Annotated in this window: 19 protein-coding genes and 2 tRNA genes; 11 read left to right on the forward strand and 10 right to left on the reverse strand. The window is 70.0% G+C overall.

Going from position 1 to position 18,073, the window contains the following annotated elements; all coding sequences use genetic code 11:
• Window positions 1-142 precede the first annotated feature (142 nt).
• The 3 genes from ACOJSN_RS15145 to ACOJSN_RS15155 all read right to left on the reverse strand — a co-directional run bounded on the left by ACOJSN_RS15145 (window position 143) and on the right by ACOJSN_RS15155 (window position 1,679).
• Window positions 143-215: transfer RNA gene (locus tag ACOJSN_RS15145), tRNA-Asn, on the reverse strand.
• Between the two features lie 77 nt (window positions 216-292).
• Window positions 293-781, reverse strand: a complete 489-nt coding sequence (locus ACOJSN_RS15150) for a hypothetical protein (protein WP_420113326.1) — start codon at window positions 779-781, stop codon at window positions 293-295.
• Between the two features lie 4 nt (window positions 782-785).
• A complete protein-coding gene (locus ACOJSN_RS15155; protein WP_420113327.1) occupies window positions 786-1,679 on the reverse strand; it encodes a LysR substrate-binding domain-containing protein in 894 nt (297 codons plus the stop codon).
• A 94-nt stretch (window positions 1,680-1,773) separates the two neighbouring features.
• Between ACOJSN_RS15155 and kdgD the strand changes: the two genes are divergently transcribed.
• From kdgD to ACOJSN_RS15175, 4 genes are all read left to right on the forward strand, one after another.
• Window positions 1,774-2,685, forward strand: coding sequence for a 5-dehydro-4-deoxyglucarate dehydratase (gene kdgD, locus ACOJSN_RS15160; RefSeq protein ID WP_420113328.1), 912 nt, complete (start codon window positions 1,774-1,776; stop codon window positions 2,683-2,685).
• Window positions 2,682-3,845, forward strand: coding sequence for an L-talarate/galactarate dehydratase (locus ACOJSN_RS15165; RefSeq protein WP_420113329.1), 1,164 nt, complete (start codon window positions 2,682-2,684; stop codon window positions 3,843-3,845). The genes kdgD and ACOJSN_RS15165 overlap by 4 nt, the downstream gene beginning before the upstream one ends.
• 31 nt (window positions 3,846-3,876) lie before the next feature.
• Complete coding sequence (locus ACOJSN_RS15170) at window positions 3,877-4,524, forward strand: SGNH/GDSL hydrolase family protein (protein WP_420113330.1); 648 nt, start codon at window positions 3,877-3,879, stop codon at window positions 4,522-4,524.
• A 25-nt stretch (window positions 4,525-4,549) separates the two neighbouring features.
• A tRNA-Ile gene (locus ACOJSN_RS15175) sits at window positions 4,550-4,623 on the forward strand.
• On the opposite strand, the gene ACOJSN_RS15180 is transcribed toward ACOJSN_RS15175, so the two are convergent.
• On the reverse strand, window positions 4,605-4,847 hold the full coding sequence (locus tag ACOJSN_RS15180; protein WP_420113331.1) for a hypothetical protein: 243 nt from the start codon (window positions 4,845-4,847) through the stop codon (window positions 4,605-4,607). The genes ACOJSN_RS15175 and ACOJSN_RS15180 overlap by 19 nt on opposite strands.
• Before the next feature lie 387 nt (window positions 4,848-5,234).
• Here ACOJSN_RS15180 and ACOJSN_RS15185 point away from each other — a divergent pair, with 387 nt between their 5' ends.
• On the forward strand, window positions 5,235-6,335 hold the full coding sequence (locus ACOJSN_RS15185) for an NYN domain-containing protein (RefSeq protein ID WP_420113332.1): 1,101 nt from the start codon (window positions 5,235-5,237) through the stop codon (window positions 6,333-6,335).
• Here the strand turns inward: ACOJSN_RS15185 and ACOJSN_RS15190 are convergent, their stop codons facing one another.
• Window positions 6,336-6,800: an Lrp/AsnC family transcriptional regulator gene (locus tag ACOJSN_RS15190; protein WP_420113333.1), complete on the reverse strand. Its 465-nt coding sequence runs from the start codon at window positions 6,798-6,800 to the stop codon at window positions 6,336-6,338.
• A gap of 61 nt (window positions 6,801-6,861) precedes the next feature.
• Here ACOJSN_RS15190 and ACOJSN_RS15195 point away from each other — a divergent pair, with 61 nt between their 5' ends.
• The 5 genes from ACOJSN_RS15195 to ACOJSN_RS15215 all read left to right on the forward strand — a co-directional run bounded on the left by ACOJSN_RS15195 (window position 6,862) and on the right by ACOJSN_RS15215 (window position 12,465).
• Window positions 6,862-7,752, forward strand: a complete 891-nt coding sequence (locus ACOJSN_RS15195) for a phenylalanine 4-monooxygenase (RefSeq protein WP_420113334.1) — start codon at window positions 6,862-6,864, stop codon at window positions 7,750-7,752.
• A gap of 43 nt (window positions 7,753-7,795) precedes the next feature.
• The gene (locus ACOJSN_RS15200) at window positions 7,796-9,013 is read left to right on the forward strand and encodes a multidrug effflux MFS transporter (RefSeq protein ID WP_420113335.1); all 1,218 of its coding nucleotides are present in this window, start codon (window positions 7,796-7,798) and stop codon (window positions 9,011-9,013) included.
• Between the two features lie 34 nt (window positions 9,014-9,047).
• Window positions 9,048-10,577, forward strand: a complete 1,530-nt coding sequence (locus tag ACOJSN_RS15205) for an alpha-N-arabinofuranosidase (RefSeq protein WP_420113336.1) — start codon at window positions 9,048-9,050, stop codon at window positions 10,575-10,577.
• Window positions 10,578-10,693: 116 nt separating this feature from the next.
• The gene (locus ACOJSN_RS15210; RefSeq protein WP_420113337.1) at window positions 10,694-11,812 is read left to right on the forward strand and encodes a hypothetical protein; all 1,119 of its coding nucleotides are present in this window, start codon (window positions 10,694-10,696) and stop codon (window positions 11,810-11,812) included.
• Between the two features lie 140 nt (window positions 11,813-11,952).
• Window positions 11,953-12,465 carry a DUF3145 domain-containing protein gene (locus tag ACOJSN_RS15215; protein ID WP_420113338.1) on the forward strand — a complete coding sequence of 171 codons (513 nt, stop codon included), beginning with the start codon at window positions 11,953-11,955 and terminating at the stop codon, window positions 12,463-12,465.
• Between the two features lie 13 nt (window positions 12,466-12,478).
• On the opposite strand, the gene ACOJSN_RS15220 is transcribed toward ACOJSN_RS15215, so the two are convergent.
• The 5 genes from ACOJSN_RS15220 to ACOJSN_RS15240 all read right to left on the reverse strand — a co-directional run bounded on the left by ACOJSN_RS15220 (window position 12,479) and on the right by ACOJSN_RS15240 (window position 17,414).
• Window positions 12,479-13,702 carry a beta-ketoacyl-[acyl-carrier-protein] synthase family protein gene (locus ACOJSN_RS15220; RefSeq protein WP_420113339.1) on the reverse strand — a complete coding sequence of 408 codons (1,224 nt, stop codon included), beginning with the start codon at window positions 13,700-13,702 and terminating at the stop codon, window positions 12,479-12,481.
• A gap of 78 nt (window positions 13,703-13,780) precedes the next feature.
• On the reverse strand, window positions 13,781-14,029 hold the full coding sequence (locus ACOJSN_RS15225) for an acyl carrier protein (RefSeq protein WP_420113340.1): 249 nt from the start codon (window positions 14,027-14,029) through the stop codon (window positions 13,781-13,783).
• Between the two features lie 112 nt (window positions 14,030-14,141).
• Window positions 14,142-15,194 (reverse strand): beta-ketoacyl-ACP synthase 3, encoded by a 1,053-nt coding sequence (locus tag ACOJSN_RS15230; RefSeq protein WP_420113341.1) that lies wholly within the window; start codon window positions 15,192-15,194, stop codon window positions 14,142-14,144.
• 38 nt (window positions 15,195-15,232) lie between these two features.
• Window positions 15,233-16,174 carry an ACP S-malonyltransferase gene (locus ACOJSN_RS15235; protein WP_420113342.1) on the reverse strand — a complete coding sequence of 314 codons (942 nt, stop codon included), beginning with the start codon at window positions 16,172-16,174 and terminating at the stop codon, window positions 15,233-15,235.
• Window positions 16,175-16,262: 88 nt separating this feature from the next.
• The gene (locus ACOJSN_RS15240; RefSeq protein ID WP_420113344.1) at window positions 16,263-17,414 is read right to left on the reverse strand and encodes a PucR family transcriptional regulator; all 1,152 of its coding nucleotides are present in this window, start codon (window positions 17,412-17,414) and stop codon (window positions 16,263-16,265) included.
• Between the two features lie 135 nt (window positions 17,415-17,549).
• Here ACOJSN_RS15240 and ACOJSN_RS15245 point away from each other — a divergent pair, with 135 nt between their 5' ends.
• Window positions 17,550-17,978 (forward strand): VOC family protein, encoded by a 429-nt coding sequence (locus tag ACOJSN_RS15245; RefSeq protein ID WP_420113343.1) that lies wholly within the window; start codon window positions 17,550-17,552, stop codon window positions 17,976-17,978.
• Window positions 17,979-18,073: the final 95 nt, after the last annotated feature.

Here is an 18,073-nt window from a genome sequence, read left to right on the forward strand (position 1 = left end):
CCAACGACTCGCCGAGGCTGAGGTGCTACGCCCGATCACGCAGTCCAAGAGAGACATGACCTGGGCGGCCGGTGACGTCCTGGACGAGGCCGATCTGATGGTCGACAGGCTCCACGTCCACCAGGAACGATCCAGAGTGTTGCTCCCCCGGTTGGACTCGAACCAACAACCTGCCGATTAACAGTCGGCTGCTCTGCCAATTGAGCTACAGGGGAATGGGCCGTGGACGATCATACCGGCCGCAGGAGGGTGCTGCCGCACCTGAATATGCGGCCCACGTCACACTCGTGGCTCAGAGCCCGACGGCGTCGCGCACCTTGGCCTCGAGCGCATCGATCTGTGACTCGAGCGCGGGGCCGCGTCGGACCCGGCCCACAGCGAGCACCTGGGTGAGCAGTGTGCCCTCGGGGGTCCGCCGCACCACGGCGCGCACCGTTCCACCACCGGGTGCTGGCTCGCTCTCGCTGTGCACCACGCTGGCGTCGACGCGCTCACGGAAGGCCAACGGCAGGTCACGAGGGTTCTCATCCACCGTGACCAACACATCCGGCTCGTCGATACCCACCCAGTGCACGGTGAGCGCGTGCTTCTCGCCGTCCCACCCGCCGCGCTCCACCTCGTGCCATGGCCGCCGCCAGGTGAGCGTCTCGGAGGTGACCAACGCCAGTTCGGAACGGGTCAGCACGAGCCAGCGGCCGCCGTCGAGCTCGGACGAGACCAACACGCGATCGGTCACGGCCTTCGCCACGACATCCGGCACCCGCTGCGAACGCTTGAACATGCGCTCAGTCCATCACAGCACCGACCGAGTCCCGCACATGGGCGAGCAGGGCGTGGGCGGCGGGATTCGGGTTGTCCGTCGCCCACAGAAGGTGGAGCTCGATCGGCTGTGGGCGCACGCCGTCAAGGTCGAGGTAGGCGACGCCGTCGAGTCGCATCCGCGCTGACGACGCCGGCACCAGCGCGAGACCCCGGCCCGCCGCCACGAGCGAGAGCATGGTCAGCACCTGCGTGACGGTGTGCACCACGCGTGCTCCGGGTGGCAGCAATCCGACCAGGAGGTCGTGGAAGTAGCGGGCGGGCTCAGCGGAGTACATGATCAGCGGCTCGCCGGCCAGTTGATCGAGCGCGATCGCCCTGCCGCCCCCGGCCCACCGATGGCTCGACGGAACCGCCAGCACCAGTTCCTCACGCTGGATCAGCCGCGAGTCGAGTGCGTCGCCTTCGAACGGAGGCCGGGCTAGCCCGACATCGATGCTCCCGTCGGACAGGTGCGTCACCTGATCGGCGGTCACCATCTCGACGAGATCGAGGTGCACGTCGGGCAGCGCCTGTGCGGCGACCTCGAGGATCGCCGGCAGCACGCCCAGCGACGAGCCGGCCGTGAACGCGAGCCGCACCGTGCCGGTCGCGCCGGCCTCGACCAGCCGGGCGCGCTCGAGCGCGGTCTCGGCGGTGCTCAGCATGCGGCGTGCGTCGATGAGGAACGCGACACCGGCCGGGGTCAGCGACACCGAGCGCTGGTCGCGGTCGAGCAGCCGGGCGCCGACGGCGCGCTCGAGTTTCTGGATCTGCCGACTGAGCGGCGGCTGCGTCATCCGGAGACGTTCTGCCGCACGTCCGAAGTGCAGCTCTTCCGCCACGGCCACGAAGCCGCGGATCTGCTCAAGCGTGAACATGATGCGCGTAAGGTATCACCGGATCCACCTTGGGTGTTGGACGCGAATCACGGCGCCGCCTAGGCTTCCAGCGTCAACCAGCGAGAGGATCCGCATGTCGCCGTCGCCCCAGGAGGTCGCCGCCCGCCTCGGCTCCGGCCTGCTGTCGTTCCCCGTCACGCACTTCACGGCCGATGGAGCGCTGAACGAGGCGCCCTACCGCGACCACGTCGCCTGGCTCGCCTCCGAGGGCGCGGCCGGTCTGTTCGCTGCCGGTGGCACCGGCGAGTTCTTCTCGCTGGGCCTCGACGAGGTGGAACGCGTGGTCGTTGCCGCACGCGACGCCGCGCCTGCCGATCTCCCCGTCATCGCCCCCTCCGGCTACGGCACGAGCATCGCGGTGGAGCTCGCCCAGGCCGCGGATCGCGCCGGCGCGGACGGCATCCTGCTGTTGCCGCCGTACCTCACCGAGGCCGGCCAGCGCGGCCTCGAGGAGCACGCGCGCGCCGTGTGCCGGGCCACCGATCTCGGCGTCATCCTCTACAACCGCGCCAACGCCCACTACGACGCCGACACAGTGGCCCGCCTCGCCGAGGACTGCCCGAACCTGGTGGGTTTCAAGGACGGTGTCGGCGACATCGAGCAGATGACGCGCATCTACTCGCGGCTCGGTGACCGGCTGATCTATGTCGGTGGACTCCCGACGGCGGAGATGTACGCCCTGCCCTATCTCTCGTTGGGTCTGTCGACCTACTCATCTGCGCTGTACAACGTGGTCCCGCAGTGGGCCATGGACTTCTACCGGGCGGTGCGCTCCGGGGACACCGCGCACGTGTTTGGCCAGCTCGAGGACTTCGTGATCCCGTACTGCGACCTGCGCAACCGGGGCGCGGGCTACGCCGTCAGCATCATCAAGGCGGGGATGCGCGTGATCGGCCGCGACGCCGGTCCGGTCCGCTCGCCTCTGACCGAGCTGTCCGAGTCCGAGAGCGGGCAACTCGCCTCGCTGCTGGAGCAGGTCCGATGATCGCCGCGAGCGCGCACGAGTCCGGCGCCGCCACCCTCGACCGGATCGCGCACGTGCAGCTCCGTTCGATCACGCTCCCGCTGCCCACGCCGATCAGCGACGCCAAGGTCCTGACCGGTCGGCAGCGCCCGATGACCGAGGTCGCGTTCCTGTTCGCCGAGATCACCACGGAGGCCGGCCACGAGGGGATCGGCTTCTCCTACTCCAAGCGCGCCGGCGGGCCGGGCCAGTACGCGCACGCGCGCGAGATCGCTGACGTGCTGCTCGGTGAGGACCCCAGCGACATCGGCAAGATCTGGACGAAGCTGTGCTGGGCCGGCGCGTCGGTGGGGCGTAGCGGTCTGGCCACCCAGGCGATCGCGGCCTTCGACGTGGCGCTCTGGGATCTCAAGGCCAAGCGTGCCGGCCTGCCCCTCGCCAAGCTGCTGGGTAGCTACCGCGACTCGGTGCGCACGTACAACACCTCCGGCGGCTTCCTCCACACGCCGGTCGACGAGGTCAAGGACAACGCCGTGGCGGCGCTCGAGCAGGGGATCGGGGGCATCAAGCTCAAGGTCGGCCAGCCCGACTGGCGCACCGATATCGCTCGCGTCACCGCGGTACGTGAGCACCTCGATCCCGATGTGCCGCTGATGGTCGACGCCAACCAGCAGTGGGACCGCGCCACCGCCATGCGGATGGGCCGGATCTTCGAGGAGTTCGGGCTGGTCTGGATCGAGGAGCCGCTCGATGCCTACGACGCCGAGGGGCACGCGGCCCTCGCTCGCGCACTCGACACCCCGATCGCCACGGGGGAGATGCTTTCCAGCGTCGCCGAGCACGTGCACATGATCGACGCCGGCGCCGTCGACATCGTGCAGCCCGACGCCCCGCGCGTGGGTGGCATCACGCAGTTCCGCGCGCTGGCCGCCTACGCCGAGGCGAAGCATCTCGACCTGGCGCCGCACTTCGCGATGGAGATCCACTGTCACCTCGCAGCCGCCTACCCGAACGAGCCGTGGGTCGAGCACTTCGACTGGCTCGACCCGCTCTTCAACGAGCACCTGGAGATCCGGGGCGGGCGCATGTGGGTGTCGGACCGACCGGGTCTCGGCATCACCCTCAGCGAGCAGGCGCACGCCTGGACGGTGGCCTCGTCCGAGGTGGGCCGCCGCCCCTAGATCGCCACGCCGGGCGGGCTACGGTGGGCTGATGCTCCGGGCTGTGCACGTGGTCACCGCCATGGCGCTCTGCCTCGTGCTCATGGCGTGCAGCCCGCCGACCACCGAGACCGCGCACACGGACGAACCGAGCGCCGGCGCGATCCGCATGGCCGTGGTGGGCGACTCGATCACCGACGCGGACAGCCCCGACCTCGCCGGGGGCGTCCCGGGGCCGGAGTCCTGGGTGAGTTACGCCGTCGGCGAGGACATCGAGCTCGCGGGCGGCTGGGCGCGCTGGGGCGCCACCACGGCGGAGATGGTGGCAGCGGTGCGGGAACCCTTCGATGCCGACGTCCTCGTCATCCTTGCCGGGACCAACGACGCGGGCTGGACCTCGTGCGAGGACACCGGCAGCCACCTGGTGCAGCTCGCCAGGAATGCCGGCGTGAACGTGGTCGTGCTCTCGTCGGTGCCGCCGCTCGATGCCGCCCCGCAGAGCGCGGTCGATCTGAACACCTGCCTGGAGGCGCTGGCCGAGCAGCACGCCTGGACCTGGGTCGATGCAGCCTCCGGGCTCCGCGAGAACGGCACCTTCATCGAGGGCATGAGTACCGACGGTGTGCATCCGAGCGAGGCAGGTGCGCGCATCATCGGTGAGGCCATCGCTGCCGCCGTACTGGGGGCTGCGCCGCGATGACGTGCCCTACGCTGGGACGCCGTCGGCCCCGGTAGCTCAGCCGGTCAGAGCAGCGGACTCATAATCCGTCGGTCGTGGGTTCAAGCCCCACCCGGGGCACTTCTGGTGAGGAGGTACGCCCGCTGCACGTTGAGGTACCCGATCTCGGCACCGATCGTCATCGGTCCGCGCCAACCGTCCGGCGGGTACGCGTACAGGCCTGCAGAGGCGCCGACGTGTGCGCCGAGGTGATCGGGAGGTCCCGTGCTGGCCACTGTGCCGTCGAGCGCGGCGATGCTGACGCTCGCGACCGTGCGGTTGGGCCGGCCGAGGTGCTCACGCACCATCCTCCGCCCACGCTGATCGCCACATGGTCGAAGTCCTTGTTGACCCCGGTCGTGATGTCCCAGAACACGGGGACGCCCGCGGGCGCCTCGCCGCTACGGCGGCGCGTGGTGGCCTCCCATGCCTGCCGCGCGCTCGGATACCGAGCGGCGAACCCGAAGCACGTGCGCACGAACCTCTCGCACATGCCCGAGAACTCGGCACCTCGCCCGATCGCGGCGTCTGCGCGATCGAGGCGCACCGTCACGCTCGTGGCTGCTTGTCCTCGCTGTACCGGCGCGGTCTGCGTCGTCATGCTCGCTCCTTGGTGAGGTGGTCTTGCCAACCGAGGAGCAGCGCGCCCGGCCGGTGATACGTGAGCAGCCTGGACCGCGTAGGGTCGCCGCGTGGATGACGACGATCGCATCGCCCTGCTGCTCGACTACGAGAACCTCGCGCTGGGTGCTCGTGACCACCTCGCCACCCCGTTCGACCTGCTCCCGATCACCGACGCGCTGGCCGAGCGCGGGCGCGTGGTGGTGCGGCGCGCGTACGCCGACTGGTCCTACTTCGACGAGGACCGCCGCATGCTCACGCGCGGGCACGTGGAGCTGATCGAGATGCCGCAGCGCATGGGCGCCTCGCGCAAGAACGCGGCCGACATCAAGATGGCGGTCGACGTCATCGAGATGGCCTTCTCACGCGACTACATCTCGACCTTCGCGATCTGCACCGGTGACAGCGACTTCACGCCGCTCGTGCACAAGCTCCGCGAGCTGAACAAGCGCGTCATCGGTGTGGGGGTGCGCGACTCCACGTCCAAGATGCTCCCGCCTGCCTGCGACGAGTTCCTCTACTACGACGACCTCGCCGGTGTGGAGTCGCGTCCCGCCTCCTCACGGAGGTCGGGCAAGACCAAGCCCGACGGCGGTGGTTCCGTCGAGTCCGCGGCGCCATCCAAGCCTGTGGTCACCCGGGTTCAGGAACCGGACGAGGAGCCGGAGAACGACCAGCTCGAGGACGAGGCAGCAGACCACCGCGACGTAGCCGTGCTCGTGGCCCAGACCGTGGCCGGGCTGGAGCGCTCCTCGGCCGCCGACGTCACCGCCTCGGTGCTCAAGCGCACGCTGCTGCGCAAGGACCCCACCTTCAACGAGGCCGATCACGGCTTCCGTGCGTTCGGCGAGCTGGTCCGGCACCTGGCGGACCGCGGTGTTCTCGATGTCAGCGACGGACCCGCCCAGGGCGACCCCGTCGTTCGCCTGAGCGAGCGAGGGAGCAGGGAAGAGGCCTTCGCGCTGCTGCGGGACGCCGTCGTCGATGCGGGAAAGAACAAGAAGGACGTGCCGCTGAGCGGGCTCAAGGACCACATCCGGCGTGACCATCCCGAGTTCACCGAGAAGACCTTCGGCTACCGGTCCTTCCTGCAGTTCGCTCGTGCCGCCGAGACCGCCGGTGTGATCACGATGGAGCGGAACGACGACGGATACCTGCTCAGGCCGGCCTGATCAGGCGCCGAGGGCCGCTGGTCGGTCCACCAGCACCGACAGCACGAGCATGGTGCGGGTCCGCACGATGCTCGGGCGGCGGCGCAGGTCCTCGATGACCCGCTCGAGATGCGGCACGTCGGCCACCTGAACCCGCAGGACCGCATCCGGCTCGCCGCTGACCGTGACGGCACTGATGACCTCGTCCAGCCCGCTGATCGTGGCGAGCACGTCCCGCGGAGTGGTCTTCTCGGCGCAGTAGACCTCCACGATCGCCTCGAATCCGAGGCCCAGCTTGGTGGTGTCGAGCACGGCGGCGTAGCCCTGCACCACGCCGCCGGCCTCGAGGCGGTCGACGCGCCGCTTCACGGTGGCGATCGAGATGTCGAGGTCGCGGGCGAGGTCCGCGAACGAGCGCCGCCCATCGCGCCGCAGGATCGACAGAATCTTGCGATCGAGGCCGTCGAGTGTGGGCTTCGTTGCCATGAACGTCGAGGATATCGACACGATCGTTGCATGTGAGTGGGATCACGCGTACCAAGGAGTCATGTTCGAAGAGGCACAGCTGTACGCACCCGTGACCGACGACGAGCACGGCGTCACCGTGCACCTCGCCGATGACCACCCGGGCGCGCACGACCCCGAGTACCGGGCGCGTCGAAACGTGATCGCAGCCGGTGCCCTGGCCTGGGAGCCCGGGGAGCCGCTGCCGCACCTGGAGTACACCGACGAGGAGCACGGCATCTGGGCGACAGTGTCCGGTGAGCTGCACGCCAAGCACTCCACGTACGCCATCCGTGCCTTCCGCGAGGCCAAGGAGGCGCTCGCGCTGCCCGAGGACCACGTGCCGCAGCTGCAGGAGGTCAGCGACGGGCTGCGCTCGCTGACCGGCTTCACACTCCACCCGGCCGCCGGCCTCGTGCCCCTCGACGTCTTCTACGGCTCGCTCGCCGACCGGGTCTTCCACTCGACCCAGTACCTGCGGCACGGCTCCACCCCGCTGTACACGCCGGAGCCGGACATCCTGCACGAGATCGTGGGCCACGGGAACCTGCTGGCCTCGCCTGCCGTGGCCGAGGTGAAGCGCCTCGCGGGCGAGGCGGCGCGCCGCTGCGAGACCGAGGCGGGGCTGCAGTTCGTCGCCGACGTGTTCTGGTTCACGATCGAGTTCGGCGTCATGTACGAGGAGGGTGAGCTGCGGTGCTACGGCGCCGGGCTGCTGTCCTCCTACGGCGAGATCGAGGAGTTCCGTGGCGCCGACGTGCGCCCGATCGACTTCCACGAGATGGGCACCTTCGACTACGACATCACGCACTACCAACCGGTGCTGTTCGCGTGCGACGGGATGGCTGAGCTCACCGACCGCGTGGGCGGCTTCTTCGCCGACTTCACCGACGAGACCCCGGCGCAGCTGGCCGCGGGCACCAAGGTGGCCTGACCCCACTTCCAGCGTGCCTCGGGGCACGCCCTAGAGTGGCTGGGTGAGCCCGAGTCGAAACGATCCGACCGCGGCGTCGCCACGGGCGGGTGCTGTCGTCACCGTGATCCTGGCGAGCCTCAGCATGCTCGGTCCGTTCACGATCGACACGGTGTTCCCTGCGTTCGCGCGGATCGGCGAGCAGTTCGGCGCCGACAGCACCGCGATGCAGCAGGTGACGAGCCTGTACATGCTCGCGTTCGCCGTCATGAGCGTCTTCCACGGCCCACTTTCTGACGCGCTCGGCCGCAAGCCGGTGATGATCGCCGGACTGGTCGGCTACGTGCTCGCCTCGATCGGCTGTGCGCTCGCGCCGAATCTCGCCGTGCTGCTGGTGATGCGCACGTTGCAGGGCACGTTCGCGGGCGCTGCGACGATCGTCTCCCGTGTGGTGGTCCGCGACATGTTCGCGGGTCCGCAGGCGCACAAGATGATGAGCCGGATCATGATGATCTTCAGCATCGCCCCGGCGATCGCACCCGTGGCCGGCGGCCTGCTGCTCCAGGTGGGCGAGTGGCCGATCATCTTCTGGGCGACGGCGATCTACGGCGCCCTCGCGATGGTCGCCGTGATCGTGCTCCTGCCCGAGACGCATCCGGCTGCCGCACGGTCGCCGTTGCGGGTGGGCGCCGTGCTGCGCTCGATCGGGCGGGTCGGCAGGCACCCCGCGATGATCCGCCTCGCGCTCGTCACGGCGTTCGCGATGGGCGGTCAGTTCCTCTACATCGCCGCCGCACCGATCATCGTGGTGGACCTCTTCGGACTCGGCGAGCAGGATTTCTGGGTGCTCTTCGTCCCGATCATCACGGGCATGCTCATCGGCGCCTGGCTCTCGGGCCGGCTGGCCGACAAGGTCAGCCGTACGCGCCTGGTGGACGCGGCGCTGCTCCTGGCCGTCGGTGCCGGCGTGCTGAACGTGGTGCTGATGCTCATCCACCCGCACCTGCCGCTGGCGATGGTGGCGCCGGCGCTGCTCTCCTGTGCCATCGCCGTCGCGTTTCCTGTCATCCAGCTCGAGATCCTCGACACCTTCCCCGACCATCGCGGCGCCGCTGCCTCGCTGGGCACGCTCGCCTCACTCGGCTTCAACGCGCTGCTGGCCGGCGTGATCGCCCCGCTCGTCACGGCGAGCCTGCTCACGGTCGCGCTGACGGCCGCGAGCTTCGTGCTGATCGGCACGGTGCTGTGGACGATGCACCGGCGTGCGGGGCGTCGGACGTGACGCGCGCCCGTCGGGACTGTTAGCGTTCACATCCATGACCACACTCCGTGCGGTGATCGACCTCGATGTCGAGGGACCGCAGATCAGCAAGCACCTCTACGGCCACTTCGCCGAGCACCTGGGCCGGTGCATCTACGGCGGCTTCTACGTGGGCGAGGACTCCGAGATCCCGAACGAGGGAGGGATCCGACTCGACGTCGTCGAGGCGCTGCGCGCCCTGAACATCCCGAACCTGCGCTGGCCCGGCGGCTGCTTCGCCGACGAGTACCACTGGATGGACGGCATCGGTCCGAAGGAGGACCGGCCGCGCATGGTCAACACCCACTGGGGTGACGTCGAGGAGAACAACCACTTCGGCACGCACGAGTTCATGGCGCTGTGCGAGCTGCTGGGAGCGGACCCGTACGTCAACGGCAACGTGGGATCGGGCACCGTCAAGGAGATGAGCGACTGGGTCGAGTACCTCACTCGCGACGGCGATTCTCCGATGGCGCGGCTGCGCCGGGAGAACGGGCGCGAAGAGCCCTGGAACGTGCCGTTCTGGGGGATCGGGAACGAGCCGTGGGGCTGCGGCGGCAGCATGTCGGCCGAGCACTACGCCGAGGAGGCTCGCCGCTACGCCACCTATTGCCGCAACCACGGCGACAACACGCTGTACCGGATCGCTGCCGGCGCGTCGAACGACGACTACCACTGGACCGAGCAGCTGATGAAGGCGCTCAACTGCCTGGGCTGCCAGCACGATCCGAAGAACATCTTCCAGGCGATCACCTTCCACTACTACACGGTGCCGGGGGAGTGGAAGGAGAAGGGCAGCGCCACGGACTTCGACGCCGACGAGTACTACGCCACGATGGTCAAGGCGCAGCGTGTCGACGAGCTGATCGCCGGGCACTCGGCCGTGATGGACTGTTACGACCCGCGCAAGAAGGTGGGGCTGATCCTCGACGAGTGGGGCACCTGGTTCGATGTGGAGCCGGGCACGAACCCGGGCTTCCTGTACCAGCAGAACACGATGCGCGACGCGCTGGTGGCGAGCCTGCACTTCGACATCTTCCACGGGCACGCCGAGCGGCTGGTGATGGCGAACATCGCCCAGACCGTCAACGTGCTGCAGGCGATGATCCTCACCGACGAGAGCACCGGCGACCTGGTGCTCACGCCCACCTATCACGTGTTCGAGATGAACAAGGGGCACCAGGACGCCACCTCGCTCGCCGTCCACCTCCTCGGCGAGGATGGTGAGATCGAGGTAGACGGCGCCCGGTTGCGTCGCGTGTCCTCCTCCGCCTCGGTCTCGGGAGACACCGCGCTGGTGTCGTTGTCGAACCTGCACCTGACCGAGCCCACCGACGTCACACTCGACCTACGCGGCCGGGCGGTCACCGAGGCCGCGGCACGCGTGCTCGCACCGTCGGATCCCGCTGCGCACAACGTCCCGGGCCAGGCGTCGGCCGTGTCCCCACGCGAGCTCGAGGTGGGTCCGGTCGTCGACGGCCACCTCACGGTGACGTTGCCGCCGCACTCCTTCGCCACCGTCTCGCTGGAGCTGTCGGCCGGCTGACGAGCGGGCAGAGGTATCCGTGACCGTGGCGCTGTGCGCTCGCCCGCTCCTCCTAGGATGGGCGACGCCGGCACCCTCGTGATGGGAGCCGGTACACCAGCAGATGGGGGAGGCCGATGGCCCAGATCTTCAACTCACCGCCGGGATGGCCCAAGCCGCCGGAGGGCTGGACGCCGCCGCCCGGGTGGGCGCCCGACCCGTCGTGGCCGCAGGCCCCGGATGGATGGCAGTTCTGGGTGGAGGACCCGTTCACCGCGGCGGTGAACGGCGGATCGGCTTCACAACCCACCCAGGGCGAGCAACCGCCGTCGGCCGGCGAGCAGCCCACGCAGACCATGGGGACCTCACCCACCCAGGTGATGGGGGCCGGCGCAAGCCAGCCCGGCCTGTACTCGTACGCGCCGAGCGCCGGGCTCGAGCAGCCCGGCGCCTCGCCGTACAACCCGCAGAGTGGTGGGTATCAGCCGGGAGGCCCTCCCGGTGGCGGCTTCCAGGGCGGCCAGTACACCTCGCCCGGCGCACCGGCACCGAAGTCGCGGAACACCTTGACGATCGCAGTGGTCGCCGTGGTGGCGGTCCTCGTGCTCGGTGGCATCGTCTGGGGATTGATCTCGCTGTTCTCCGGCGGGGGTGAGGAGCCCACGGCGGGCGGTGACCCGACCACGGGTGTGGAGCCCACGGACGAGCCGACCACCGACGAGCCCACGACTAACGAGCCCACGACTGACGAGCCGACCGACGACCCCACCACGGACGGCAGTGGCGGATCGAGTTCGGACCTCACCGACCTGACAGGCAGCGATCCGGCACTCATCAACGGAAACACCTCCGGGGACCCGATCGTGGAGGTGCGACTGCTCCAGGCGGACCTCGGATGGCAGCCGAGCGGCTCGAGCATGCTCTGCTCCGATCCGGAGAATGGGCAGTACCTGGGCCTGGAGTTCGAGTTCACCACACTGCCGGCGCTGGCGGACGAGTCCACCCCCACGTACACCTTCACAGGGCTCGAGCTCGGGGCCGAGGCCGATGGGGTGGCGCTGGAGGCGAACGGCTTCAGCGCCTCGCTGTTCTGCCTCAACAGCAGTGAGCGGCCGCCGTCGGAGATGCAGCCCGGCGAGACCTACACGGGCTGGGCTGTCCTCGACGTGCCGGACAGCGTCACGGCGGCGACGTTCGAGCCCCTGTTCGACTTCACGGGCGCCGGGGGCTACCGCTGGGTGCTCGCCGACCAGTGACACGGCCGGTACGGCGGAGAGTGGAGTGAATCGCCCGCGATAGGGCACAATGGGCACCAGCAAGCCGTGAGTCGCGCTTGATGGCTTCGGTAGAGATGCGTTGGGGAAGACGAATCTCGTCCGAGCTGGAAGGAGCGGCGATGTCCGACGTGACATCTGGTGTGATCACCCGCGGTGTAGTTTTCGTGCACTCTGCGCCCCGTGCACTGTGCCCTCACGTCGAGTGGGCGGCTGGTTCGGTGCTCGGTACGCGCGTGTCCGCGCAGTGGGGCGCGCAACCGGCCGCGCCTGGACTGTTCCGCACCGAGTTCTCCTGGACCGGTGCGGTCGGCACCGGTGCTCGCCTGGCGTCCGCCCTGCGCGGCTGGACCCACCTGCGGTACGAGGTCACCGAGGAAGCGGCTCGTGGAGCCGACGGCGGCCGCTGGAGTCACACGCCCGATCTGGGCATCTTCTACGCCCAGACGGACGTGCACGGGAACGTGGTGGTGCCGGAGGACCGGATTCGTGCGGCCAGGGAGCACGCTGCCGAGCCGCTCCGCATGCGTGCCGAGCTCGACCTCGCGCTCGGGCAGGCGTGGGACGACGAGCTGGAACCGTTCCGCTACGCGGGAGCCGGCGTACCGGTCCGCTGGCTGCACCGCGTGGGCTGACGCCGCCCGCAGGTCAGCGGGAGGCGACGATCAGGCTCGCGTTGTGCCCGCCGAAGCCGAACCCGTTGTTGAACGCGGCGATGTCACCCTCGGGAAGGTCTCGGGGAGTGTCGCGGACCAGGTCGATCGTCAGGTCTGGCTCGGGCTGCGTGACGTTGATCGTCGGGGGTGCCTTGCGGTCACGGAGTGCGAGGACCGTGAAGATCGTCTCGAGCGCGCCGGCGCCACCGAGCAGGTGGCCGGTCATCGACGTCGTGGCCGACACGACAGGGCCTTCACCGAGCACCGTGGTGATGACGCCTGCCTCACCCATGTCGCCCACGGGGGTGGACGTGGCGTGGGCGTTGACGTGGACGATGTCCGACGCGTCGAGGCCGGACTCCGCGAGTGCCGCGCGCATCGCGCGCTCCTGGCCCTCGGCAGCGGGTGCGGCGATGTCGGCGGCGTCCGAGGTGATCCCGAATCCGGCGATCCGGCCGTAGATCGTGGCGCCGCGGGCGCGCGCGTGTGACTCGCGCTCGAGCACCACGATGCCGGCGCCCTCGCCCATGACGAACCCGTCACGCGTGACGTCGTACGGGCGTGAGGCGCCCTGTGGGTCGTCGTTGCGGGTGGACAGGGCCTGCATGCGCGCGAATGCGGCGAGCGGCAGCGGGTGAATGGGGGCTTCGGTGCCGCCGGCGAGCACGATGTCCGCGCGGCCCGAGAGGATCATCTGGGTCCCGTAACCGATCGCCTCGGCGCCCGAGGCGCAGGCGGAGACCGGGGTGTGCGCTCCGGCGCGTGCGCCGACGAGCATCGACACCTGCGCGGACGGCGCGTTGGGCATGAGCATCGGGACCGTGAGCGGGGAGACCCGGCGGGGGCCCTTCTCCTTGTAATTGTCCCACTGGGACAGCAGCGTCCAGACGCCGCCGATGCCGGACGCGACCACGGTGCCGAGCCGGTTGGGGTCGATCTCGGGGCTGCCGGTGTCGGCCCACGCCTGCCGGGCGGCCACCACGGCGAACTGAGCGCTCGGGTCCATCCGACGGGTCTCGGGGACGCTGAGGACCTCGGCTGCGGGGACGGCGAGCTCGCCGGCGAACCGGACGGGTGCGTCGTACTTCTCGACCCACTCGTGCTCAAGCACGTTGATCCCTGAGCGGGCCGCGAGGGCGGCCTCCCAGGTGCTGGCGACATCTCCGCCCAGCGGGCTGGTGACTCCGAGCCCGGTGATCACGACCTGGTCAGTCACGGTGTGTCGCTCCTCGCGTGTGGGGGTGGTGAATGGGCCGAACGGGTGCCGCGCAGGTGCGGCACCCGTCCGTGGGTCTCAGGCCTGTGCCTGAGCGATGAAGCTGACGGCGTCGCCGACGGTGCTGAGGTTCTTGACGTCCTCGTCGGGGATCGTCACGCCGAACTTCTCCTCGGCGACCGACACGACGGTCATCATCGTGAGCGAGTCGATGTCGAGGTCGTCGGTGAACGACTTGTCGGCCGTGACCGCGTCGGTCGGCAGTCCCGTCTCCTCGTTCACGATCTCGGCCAGGCCGGCGAGGATCTCAGATTCGCTGTGTGCCATGGGTGGCTTCCCTTTCTGTGGTGGGTCTGCATGGTCGGTCTCGACCGTTCGCGGACTCAGTGTTGCGGACTCCGCTGCCCAGCGCGCGGCAACGCGCGGACGAGGCCAGGGATCAGGGCAGGATGACGACCTGACCGGCGAACGCCATGCCGGCGCCGAAGCCGATCTGGAGCGCGACGTCTCCGCTCTTGGCGGTGCCCTCACGAAGCAGCCGCTCGGTGGCCAGCGGGATCGACGCCGCAGATGTGTTGCCGGTGTCAGCGATATCGCGGCCGACGATGACGTCCTCGCGCAGGCCCAGGGTCTTCAGCAGCTGGTCCGTGATGCGCATGTTGGCCTGGTGCGGCACGAACACGTCGATGTCGGCGGGTGTGAGGCCGGCGGCCTCGATGGTGCGGTTGGCGAGCTTCGGGATGTTCGTGATGACCCACTTGAACACCGTGGGGCCCTGCTGCCGCAGCGTGGGCGTCACCATCTGCGAGACCTCCTCGGCGAGCTCGGCCCGCTCGGGGGCAGGCTCGCCCAGCTCCTCCCGGCGGTAGTCGAGCCACGGCTTGGTCTGGTAGATGGCGCCGGCGAGGCTGCCGTCGCTGCCCCACACGGTCGGGCCGATCTTCGGGGTGTCCGAACGGCCCACGACGGCGGCTCCGGCCCCGTCGCCGAGCAGGAAGGAGATCGTGCGGTCGGTCGGGTCGATGAAGTCGCTCATCCGCTCGACGCCGACCACGAGCACGTGCTCGGCCGTGCCTGCCCGGACGAGCGCATCGGCCTGGGCGATCCCGTAGCAGTAGCCGGCGCACGCGGCGGAGATGTCGAAAGCCGCGGCCGGCGTCGCTCCCAGCCGCTCGGTGAGCAGCGTGGCAAGCGCCGGCGTCTGCTCGAAGTGGGTCACGGTCGAGACCAGGACGGCGTCGATATCGGCGGCAGCGATACCGGCCTTGACGAGCGCATCCTGTGCCGCGCGGTCCGCGAGATCCAGGATCGTGGTCTCGGGGTTGGCGCGGGCGCGTGTCTTGATCCCCGTGCGCTGGGTGATCCACTCGTCCGAGGAGTTGATCGGGCCGACGATGTCGTCGTTCGGGACGAGGTTCTCGCCTCGAGCGCCGCCGACGGCGATGATCCGGGATCCGGTGACCGGCTCGGACAGACGCAGCGTGGTTGTCATGGGTGTTCCTCGGCTGGGTGGGCGGGTGCGGGACGCGGTCAGGGCCGGGCGCGGTGGCGGTCCACCAGGTCGGCGACGGCGTCGAGGTCATCGGGGCTCTTCAGCGCCACCACCTCGACACCCTTGAGGGTGCGCTTGGCCAGACCGGTGAGCACGCCCGCGGGTGCGAGCTCGATCGCGGCCGTGACCCCGAGCGCCGCGAGCTGCTCCTGGCACAGGTCCCAACGCACCGGACGCGAGATCTGCGCGACCATCTGTCGGAGCGCCGTCGGGCCATCGGGCACGACCGAGCCATCGGCGTTGGTGAGCAGCGGGACCGACGGTGCCGCGGGTGCGAGTGCGGACGCCGCGTCGCTCACCGCATCGACCGCGCTGCGCATGTAGTCGGTGTGGAAGGCTCCGGCCACGGCGAGAGGGATCACGCGGGCCCGCGCGGGTGCCGCCTCCTGGAGGGCCGCGATGGCCTCGCGGGAGCCCGCAGCGACCACCTGGCCGCCGCCGTTGACGTTCGCCGCGACGAGGTCATGGGATCGGATCGCGTCGAGTACCTCGTCGGGGTCGCCGCCCACCACGGCGGCCATCCCGGTCGGGGTGGCCGCGGCTGCGGCGGCCATGGCGCGGCCGCGGGTCGCGACGAGGCTGAGCGCCTCGGTGTCGGTGAGGACGCCCGCGACCACGGCAGCCGCGTACTCACCGACCGAGTGCCCGGCGGTGACGGCGGTCCAGGGGGTGTGGGAGCCGGCGGTGGCCGTCAGTGCGGTGAGGCTGAGCAGGGAGGTCGCGACGATCAGCGGCTGAGCCACCGCAGTGTCCTTGATCGCGTCGGCGTCGGCTTCGGTGCCCAGATGCAGCAGGTCGACCTGGGCGGCTTCGCTGAGCCGCTCCAGCACGCCACGGGCATCGAGGTCGTCCCGGTCGAGCCAGGGGGTGAGCATTCCAGGGGTCTGCGAGCCCTGACCTGGGCACAGTACGGCGATCACGGTGTCTACTCTCCCGGTCTCGGTCGATGTGGAGGGGCTCCGGATCGAACCAACCTCCGCGGCCCTCGTTGTGGACACCCTACAAGCGTCACTCGTCAGCGAGGTCGCCTGCGGAGTCGAGCCGTCCGGCCGCGAGGGCGATCTGGAGCACGAAGCCCTCGCGTGCATCCGTGGGGTCCCAGCCGGTCACGGTGGTGATCCGGCGGAGCCGGTACCGGACGGTGTTCGGGTGCACGAAGAGCTGCCGGGCCGTGGCCTCGAGCGAGCCACCCTCGCTCAGATAGGCGCTCAGCGTCTCGAGCAGGTGGCCGCCCACGCCGAGCAGCGGTGTGTACACCTCGCTGAGCAGGGTGCGTCGAGCATCGGCGTCGCCGATGAGCATCCGCTCGGGCAACAGCTCGTCGGCGAGCACCGGCCGCGGTGCCGAGGGCCATGCCGTGACGGCCTGCAGACCCGACAGTGCGGCACGCGCCGAGCGGCCGGCGTCGGCGAGCGAGCGGACCTGTGGTCCGATGACGACCGGGCCTGGTCCGAACTTGTCGAGCAGGGCCTCGGCCTGGGTTCGGAGGTTGCCCTCGCCGCCCAGGACGACCACCAACCGGTCGCCCTGGATGCCCACCAGCGCATCCGACGAGGCGCGCCGTGCGGCGCGGCGCAACTCAGCCGAGCTGACGTCGTCCAGGTGCTCGTCGACCGACCCCACCAGCACGATCGTGTTGCCGCGGCCCGCCCAGCCGAGGGCGGCCACCCGGGAACGGAGCCCTTCGTCGGCTGCCTCGCCGCGCAGCAGCGAGTCCACCACGAGGGCCTCGAGGCGCGCGTCCCAGGCGCCACGGGACTCGGCTGCTCTGGCGTAGACCTCGGCGGCCGAGAACGCGACCTCGCGCGAGTACAGCAGCACGGCCTCGCGCAGGGCGGCACGGTCGTCCGGGGTGGCGAGCTCGTCGGTCTCCGCCTCGACGATCTCGACGATGATGCGGACGAGCTGCAGCGTGTGCTGCAGCGAGATCGACCGGGTCAGCTCCGGGGGAGCGGCCCGGAAGATGTCGGCCGCGTTGGAGGTGCCGCGCTCGGGATTCTCGTACCAGGCGATGAAGCTGGCGATGCCGGCCTGCACCACCAGCCCGATCCACGACCGGTCCTCGGCGTGCAGCGCGCGGTACCACCCCAGGTCGGCCTCCAGGCGCGCGAGGGCGGCGGAGGTGAGGTGGCTCGTGCCGTCGCGCAGCCGCTTGACCATCGTGTCGCTTCCCGGGGAGGCGATCTTGGTGCGTGCGTCCGTGCTCACCGCGCCAGGATAGGCGTGCGTTGTGGGAGTTCCACAATGCCGTGCCGTGTGGGTGCCATGTCGGATGATGGCGTGATGGAGCAATACGTGAGTTTCGTGACCCTCGCGGTGCCCGATCTCGATGCCGTGCGGCGGTTCTACGTCGACGGGCTGGGCTGGCATCCGCGCCAGGATGGCGGGGACGTGATCTTCCTGCAGGTCGGGCCCGGGCTGGTGCTCTCGCTGTGGGAGCTCGAGAGCTTCCGTGCCGAGGTCGGGGATCCGTCATCGGGCCTCGCCCCGATGACGCTCGCGCACAACGTCGGCAGCCCCGAGGCCGTGGACGCCGTGCTGGCGGCGGCACGGGAGGCCGGGGCGCTGTCGGTGGGCCAGGGACAGCAGCGCGAGTGGGGTGGCTACACCGGTTACTTCGCCGACCCTGCGGGGTTCCGGTGGGAGATCGCGCACAACCCGTTCGACACCGATCTCGCCCAGTCAGGTGCCGACTGGGCGCGCACCCAGCGCCAGTCGTCCTGAGACGTGGGTGTAACCGGAAACCCGGTGTCACCCACGGCCGTGTCTCAGGCGTGGCCGGCGGGGGGACCGGGGGTGGCGGGGGTGTCGTGGAGCAG

This window comes from Pseudactinotalea sp., assembly GCF_048594945.1.
Classification (GTDB): domain Bacteria; phylum Actinomycetota; class Actinomycetes; order Actinomycetales; family Beutenbergiaceae; genus Pseudactinotalea.